Origin of the sequence: Microcystis sp. M44BS1 (genome assembly GCF_020244875.1) — a bacterium.
GTDB classification, from domain to species: Bacteria; Cyanobacteriota; Cyanobacteriia; order Cyanobacteriales; family Microcystaceae; genus Microcystis; species Microcystis panniformis.
The window spans coordinates 1-5,746 of the sequence record NZ_JADBVM010000086.1 but is presented as its reverse complement, the minus strand read 5'-3'; the positions used below and the strand labels follow the sequence as shown (position 1 = coordinate 5,746).

At 39.4% G+C, this 5,746-nt stretch carries 9 protein-coding genes; 1 reads left to right on the top strand and 8 read right to left on the bottom strand.

Features of this window, described 5'->3' with window-relative positions:
* Nucleotides 1-767: 767 nt before the first annotated feature.
* From IM515_RS06090 to IM515_RS06060, 7 genes are all read right to left on the bottom strand, one after another.
* A complete protein-coding gene (locus IM515_RS06090) occupies nt 768-1,004 on the bottom strand; it encodes a type II toxin-antitoxin system Phd/YefM family antitoxin (protein ID WP_002769357.1) in 237 nt (78 codons plus the stop codon).
* Between the two features lie 159 nt (nt 1,005-1,163).
* Nucleotides 1,164-1,382, bottom strand: a complete 219-nt coding sequence (locus IM515_RS06085; protein ID WP_002769355.1) for a hypothetical protein — start codon at nt 1,380-1,382, stop codon at nt 1,164-1,166.
* 394 nt (nt 1,383-1,776) lie between these two features.
* On the bottom strand, nt 1,777-2,031 hold the full coding sequence (locus tag IM515_RS06080; protein WP_425589511.1) for a type II toxin-antitoxin system VapC family toxin: 255 nt from the start codon (nt 2,029-2,031) through the stop codon (nt 1,777-1,779).
* A gap of 136 nt (nt 2,032-2,167) precedes the next feature.
* Nucleotides 2,168-2,371, bottom strand: coding sequence for a hypothetical protein (locus IM515_RS06075; protein ID WP_287628354.1), 204 nt, complete (start codon nt 2,369-2,371; stop codon nt 2,168-2,170).
* Nucleotides 2,359-2,583 carry a hypothetical protein gene (locus IM515_RS06070; protein WP_287628353.1) on the bottom strand — a complete coding sequence of 75 codons (225 nt, stop codon included), beginning with the start codon at nt 2,581-2,583 and terminating at the stop codon, nt 2,359-2,361. Before IM515_RS06070 ends, IM515_RS06075 begins: the two co-directional genes overlap by 13 nt.
* Nucleotides 2,584-2,785: 202 nt before the next feature.
* Nucleotides 2,786-3,193, bottom strand: coding sequence for a type II toxin-antitoxin system VapC family toxin (locus IM515_RS06065; protein WP_002769351.1), 408 nt, complete (start codon nt 3,191-3,193; stop codon nt 2,786-2,788).
* Nucleotides 3,190-3,432, bottom strand: coding sequence for a hypothetical protein (locus IM515_RS06060; protein ID WP_002797536.1), 243 nt, complete (start codon nt 3,430-3,432; stop codon nt 3,190-3,192). Before IM515_RS06060 ends, IM515_RS06065 begins: the two co-directional genes overlap by 4 nt.
* A gap of 938 nt (nt 3,433-4,370) precedes the next feature.
* On the opposite strand from IM515_RS06060, the gene IM515_RS06055 reads away from it, so the two are divergent.
* Entirely contained in the window at nt 4,371-5,453 is a 1,083-nt protein-coding gene (locus tag IM515_RS06055) for a hypothetical protein (protein ID WP_287628352.1), read from the top strand.
* Nucleotides 5,454-5,634: 181 nt separating this feature from the next.
* On the opposite strand, the gene IM515_RS06050 is transcribed toward IM515_RS06055, so the two are convergent.
* On the bottom strand, nt 5,635-5,746 hold a 112-nt coding region (locus tag IM515_RS06050), incomplete at its 5' end, for a transposase (RefSeq protein WP_071784045.1).

The following is a 5,746-nucleotide window of genomic DNA, read 5'->3' as shown; positions in this document are numbered from 1 at the left end:
TTAAAGCATATCTAAAGAGTTTTGAGTTAAAAGTTAAACTTCAAGTTTTCATTCAGGACTAATGTACTGGTTAACTAATTTTTTTGGGAAAATTAGTTAACCCATCATTATAACATATAATTAATTTGCAAGAGTTCTATTTAGCCGTTGACTGTTCCATAAGTTACCTCATCAACGTAGGGGTTAGCAGAATTTTCTATTATGGTAATCAGTGGGGATAGAAAAAATTACTTTTTTTACAAGATTTAAAGTTGGCACTAGGAGTCAGGATTTTAACTAGGTGAGATCACCGATGATTCTCCTTGAACATTTACTATGTACTTAACCGATGGGAGTCTATCGTTATTTAGCGATTGAATGGGGCGATCGCGGTTATGCTTCATCAATTTCCCATAGATTGTGATTAATCCCATACGGCATTTTCATAATGATTTAAAATGTGATAATCTTTGGTTAGCAAAATGTGGTTATCTACTGAAGCGTTACTAACAATTAAGCGATCAAAGGGATCACGAGTCCAGTTAATAATGACAGACTGATTAATAATTAAATTAAAATCTTTTTTACATACCTTTAAATCAAGGCAACTTACTAATTCTAGAACAATGTCGTCTGATTTTTCAGTAATTCGCCCAATTTCGTATAAATATTGTAACTCTAGCCTTACTATCGGCGAAATATAGAGTTCATTCTCGTTAATTAGATGTTTGGCGCAATCGCTTAATTTAGCAGTTAGCCCTGCATAAAGCTAGACAACAATATGAGTATCAAGGTAAATCAAGGTTTGTCTCCTGTTCCCAACTGATTTGTACAAGATCATCGGGATCGCCAATAATGGCTTGAGGACGATAAATTAATTTTTGTAATTTATCTACGGTTTCAACGGGACTAATGATTAATCGTTTGCCGTTGCGCTCAATTTCTAGGGGTTTTCCTGTGTTGAGGATTTCATCGAGCAGTTGGTCTAGGTTATTTTGTAATTTACTTGAGGTGACACTTTTCATTGCTTGCTGGTCAAGGGAGTAGGGAGTTTTGGGGACGGGAGATATTCGATATTATAGCGATCACCGTTATGCTTGATAAATTTCCTTCTACATTTCCCAAAACGCGATCATTCCTTTTTGCATCTTTTTGAGATTGGGTCATAAAGATTATTTTATACATTACCAATCTAACTCATCTAAGCTTAAGCTCTGTTCAATAGATTCATCACGGGCTGCCTGAATACTTTGAATCATTCCTTCGATTCCCCTTAGATATTCGTCATCACTGACGTAATCTGATTGTTCTAGAATTTTAATTTCGTCTCTAGAGAAGCGAGCAAGTAACCATAGAAATTTTTCACTAATGCTATCGTCAATTTGCAAGGTAATTGTTCGCATAAATTAACTCCTAAGCTTTCTGTATAAATCGCTTTCACATTGAAATCTACACTTTTTGCATTCTATCATTATTTTCCACAGGATTCAACAAGCGATCGCCCTCTCAGGTCACGTCATCATGTTTGAGCATGGTTAAGGTTCTCTCACAATTCTCTTAACTAAGTCTATGATATTGCAGTGATAGTTTAGTCTGAATTTAAGAGGTTCGGCAGAAAAGAGTCTATATTCTTCTTGAAAGTTAGGGTTAGGCGATCGCCGTTATGATTCATCAATTTCCCAACGATACCTAATTCTAATGATCGCGTTTTCCCCGTCAATTCCTTCGCTTCGATCTAATTGTTCAGCAGCAATATCAATTTTTGAGTTAAAAGTTTCAGATTTGGAGAGTAGGCTTCTAAGCTGACATCAGATAATCTTTGAGTTCGGGATATTTGGGAAATAAGCTATCAATACTGGCGACTTTTGCTTGATATTCCAAGGCTGTACCAATAATAACGCGGTCAAAGGGATCTTTGTGAACGGGAGAGAGATTAACGGCTCTTAGGGTAATTTCTGGAGTTAAGGGCAATAATTCAATGCCGGAAGGGTTTAGGGCATCAATAAGCCATTGTTGGATGGGAATATCCAGTGCTAAACGACCTGGGAGCATCTCACCTTTGCAATGAGCATAAATACTTAGTGGAAAAATAGGCTTTTCGAGGGTAATTCTTGTTTTAATTCTCCATGTACGCAGTCTTTAAAAGCCTCTATTTCGTTCCAAGACACGATTAAGAGTGGCTTTTAGGCTAAGTATAATTACTCATCGCGTAAGTGAGATGCTCCCAACGACCTTTATGATGGGCTAAGGCTATTTCATAACAAGAAATAGGGGATACTCCTACGCTATCTGCTTGTCGAATCTGGGCTGTCCATTCTAAGGGAAATTGCTCAAAGTTTTCATTGATATACCAAAACCAAATATGGGTATCAAGGATGATCATTTTAGGCATTCCCAATCTTCTTGATCCACAATAGGACTAACAATATCCCCTAAGGTTTTGCCTTTACCGATTAAATGAGCAGGGGTCGTTCGTTTTACCTGGGTTGTGAGAGATGGTTCTTCTTCAATGATAATGATGGCGCGAATATTCTGTGCTTTGGGCTTTTCCCCTAGCCATTGGATGCGATCGCCTTCGATGGTCACGTCATAATGTTTGAGCATGGTTAAAGTTCTCTAACAATTTTCTTAACTAAGTCTATGATATTGCAGTGATAGTCTAGTTTAGTCTGAATTTAAGAGGTTCGGCAGAAAAGAGTCTATATTGTTCTTGAAAGTTAGGGTTAGGCGATTGCGGTTATGCTTCTTTAATTTCCCGACGATGCCCGATTTTGTGGAGATCAATAATGGGATTCTGTCTGAGTTATCAAAAAAGAATAGTTAGACCTTCTTGGGTAAAATGTTTATCATGGGTGAGTATTTCATAAATTCCCATTTGTTTCATCACCATCATTGAAATGCAGTCGGTAAGGCTATAGCCTTTATCTAGACGACTGGCATAAAGTTCTATTCCTAGCTTTCTTAGTCCTTGATGGTAAGAAATTAGTTGAATGCTGGGATCATCAAGAATACTGTGATAAAGTTCTACGGCCTTACCGCGCATAATGTCGCCTTGTTTAGAGAAATGAGCAAAAATTTCATCAACAATACCGTCTGTCATCACTAGCGATACATGAGGGTTAGATTGGCTCCATTCGATGACTCTGAGATGCCAAGTGTCTCTAGGACTAAGCAACGCTATCCAGTAAAAGGTATCGGCAAAAATTATTTTCATTCTTTACGTTTTGGTGTGCCATAAAGATAATGATCGTGTTGTTCGGCTCCGTCGGTGGGGAGTTGAGCGATAATTTCTGGCGGAACATCAGCCATAATTTCCTGAGCGATTTGCCAGATGGGTTTACGAGTTTCAGGATATTTTTCTGAGCGTACCGACAAGAGGAAGTCGAGAACTTCTTGTAGGAGTGGCTCGGAGCTTTTTTCGATTTCCTGTAGGAGTTGTTCTTTGGCTGTCATGGCTGGTTTGGGATGGGGGAATACTCGATATTATAGAATATTATAGAGATTTATCGGGCGATCGCTGATTCTATCGCGGTTTCCCCGTCAATTCCTTCGCCTCTTCAAGAAAGTCCCCTTTTTTAAGGCTTCGGCCGTGAGCTCAGCGTTCGACCGAGCGTTCGACTGAGCTCACGCCGAAGTCTCACGCCGAGGTCCGAACGGAGGATTTAGGGGGATCAAACTCGATTGCCCATTGTTGATAGCGATCGCGTTTACTGAGTAATTGCAAGGCTTCGGCAATGATTTCATCTGGATTGGCATAACGCCCTGTATTTAAGTAGGTAGGCGTTAAAAGTTGTCAGACACCCCCCTTATCAAGGGGGGCAGGGGGGATCCCCCCGCCTATCGGCACCCCCCTTATCAAGGGGGGCAGGGGGGATCGAAGCTAAAATCCATTTTTAATTTAATTATAACCAGCTACTTAGTTTGGCTTCGATCAGCTTTTGGTGTTCGGGTTTTAAAGTTAATTTCAGGGTTGTTAAGGCTGGGCTTTTTTTCATTATCGGTTTGTCGCTGTGGGATCGTCCCAAGTTTGTTCAGGCAAGATGCGCTACTCATTTTTACTGTGGGGTAAGCTTTCTAGCCTGTCCAGATGACAAAAGTGGGATACTCCTATCTCGGTTTTTGTGATTTTGGCTATGAAGCCAAAGTTTTGGGTTGGGAGAGTGGAGAGATTGTCAGGATATTTTGACAAAGCTTGGGCTTAAGTTGGTAAAGTTGGGGATTTTTCCCAAGTTAAGGATTTTTGCGGGAGGGTTGAGAGGCTGTAAGTTAGGCGGGGTAAAGACTTGGGGAATTTTACTAACTTTTTTCTTAAGTTGGTAAACTTTGGTTGTGTAAAATGAAAATAAGATTTACTATTGTAAATAATCTACCTTGTTTATTTCTAAAAAAAAATGACTGCATCATTACACGACTTAAAAGTATCTTTTCGTCAAGCATTTCCAGAATATGCACAAGCACTTGACAAAGCAAAATCGCAAGAGGAAATAAAGGAACTACACACTGGGCTTCTAAGGAAAGCGAAAGATGATTTGGCGTTAGCATTAATTCGTCAAGCAGTTCCAGAATATGCACAAGCGCTTGACAAAGCAAAATCGCAAGAGGAAATAGAGGAACTACACAATCATTTTCTAAATTACGCGAAACATGATTTGGCTAAAGCATTAAATTTGGAGAATACCGATCAAACAGCATCCATCGCGCTCACTGACAAGCAATATCAAAATTTGATCAATGCTAAAGGTGATGCTATTATGAGTCAGCTTCATGTTATATTAGATGGTACGGCACGTCTAAAGACTATGGAGAAAGATGATGCAGCAACTGTGACAGTTCAATTAATAATTTCTGGGGTTGTGGCCCTTGGAGCGGCAGCAATAACCCCAGCAGTTCAAAAACTTGTAGTAGGTGCAGTTGAAGCGGTCGCTGCCTATGTTGGAGTTGAAGCGGCTACCGTAGGATTAGTGTGTGCTATAGCCGCTGTAGTGGTAATAGCTATCCTTATCCCCATTATCTACTTTATGAAGAAGCCAGCAAATTGCATCATTTTATTGATCAATGAACTTGACGATGACTTGGTTTTTAAGAATGACTATAACGTACATGGAAAACCTATGTTGATGACAACTCCAATTCCCCAAGCTGTTACTATCCCTGGTGTTCGCAACGTAATCACTGCTGGTTTTATCGCTACAGAAAAAAGAGAGGATGCGCTGTTTGGTACCCAATATGGCTTTACCTTCTCATATAAAACACATGATATTAGTTTTGGGGTTGAGTGTCCTTTAACTAGTATATATGTTGACAACAATTGCTATTGTGGTATAGACATATCTGCACAACAGGCTGCCGAAGCCACAGATTCATCAAACAAGCAAAGTTGGATGTCATCAAAGAATGGTATCACCCTTGAGATAAACTGTAACTCTGGGTCTGGTAGTATTGCGTATTTTGTGGCAAGAGCTTACAAATCCTAATTTAGCAACGATATAAACATTGGTTTGCGGCTGGTTGCTTAGTGTGATCGCCGCCCCCTAGAAAGTTTCGGTGGATTTTACTGTTGCTATCCACCATTTACAAATTTCGTAAATCCTAGCAAAAATAAAGATTATGAATGCTACTTTGCATTTTCGGCTCTTCGTTACTCTTTATGCTAAATCAACATACAAGATGCCAAGATAACATACTTCTAACCCAAAAATTCCGAAAGTTTCTAAAGCCATAGCCTCTCCGTTTTATTAGTTTAAGTTTATTGTTGATTCCCTCGACC

Bases quoted from the DNA above. Each gene is read 5' to 3' on its own strand.
- IM515_RS06090 (WP_002769357.1), bottom strand. From the start codon at position 1,004: ATGAAAAGTGTCACCTCAAGTAAATTACAAAATAACCTAGACCAACTG.
- IM515_RS06085 (WP_002769355.1), bottom strand. From the start codon at position 1,382: ATGCGAACAATTACCTTGCAAATTGACGATAGCATTAGTGAAAAATTT.
- IM515_RS06080 (WP_425589511.1), bottom strand. From the start codon at position 2,031: ATGCTCCCAGGTCGTTTAGCACTGGATATTCCCATCCAACAATGGCTT.
- IM515_RS06075 (WP_287628354.1), bottom strand. From the start codon at position 2,371: ATGCCTAAAATGATCATCCTTGATACCCATATTTGGTTTTGGTATATC.
- IM515_RS06070 (WP_287628353.1), bottom strand. From the start codon at position 2,583: ATGCTCAAACATTATGACGTGACCATCGAAGGCGATCGCATCCAATGG.
- IM515_RS06065 (WP_002769351.1), bottom strand. From the start codon at position 3,193: ATGAAAATAATTTTTGCCGATACCTTTTACTGGATAGCGTTGCTTAGT.
- IM515_RS06060 (WP_002797536.1), bottom strand. From the start codon at position 3,432: ATGACAGCCAAAGAACAACTCCTACAGGAAATCGAAAAAAGCTCCGAG.
- IM515_RS06055 (WP_287628352.1), top strand. From the start codon at position 4,371: ATGACTGCATCATTACACGACTTAAAAGTATCTTTTCGTCAAGCATTT.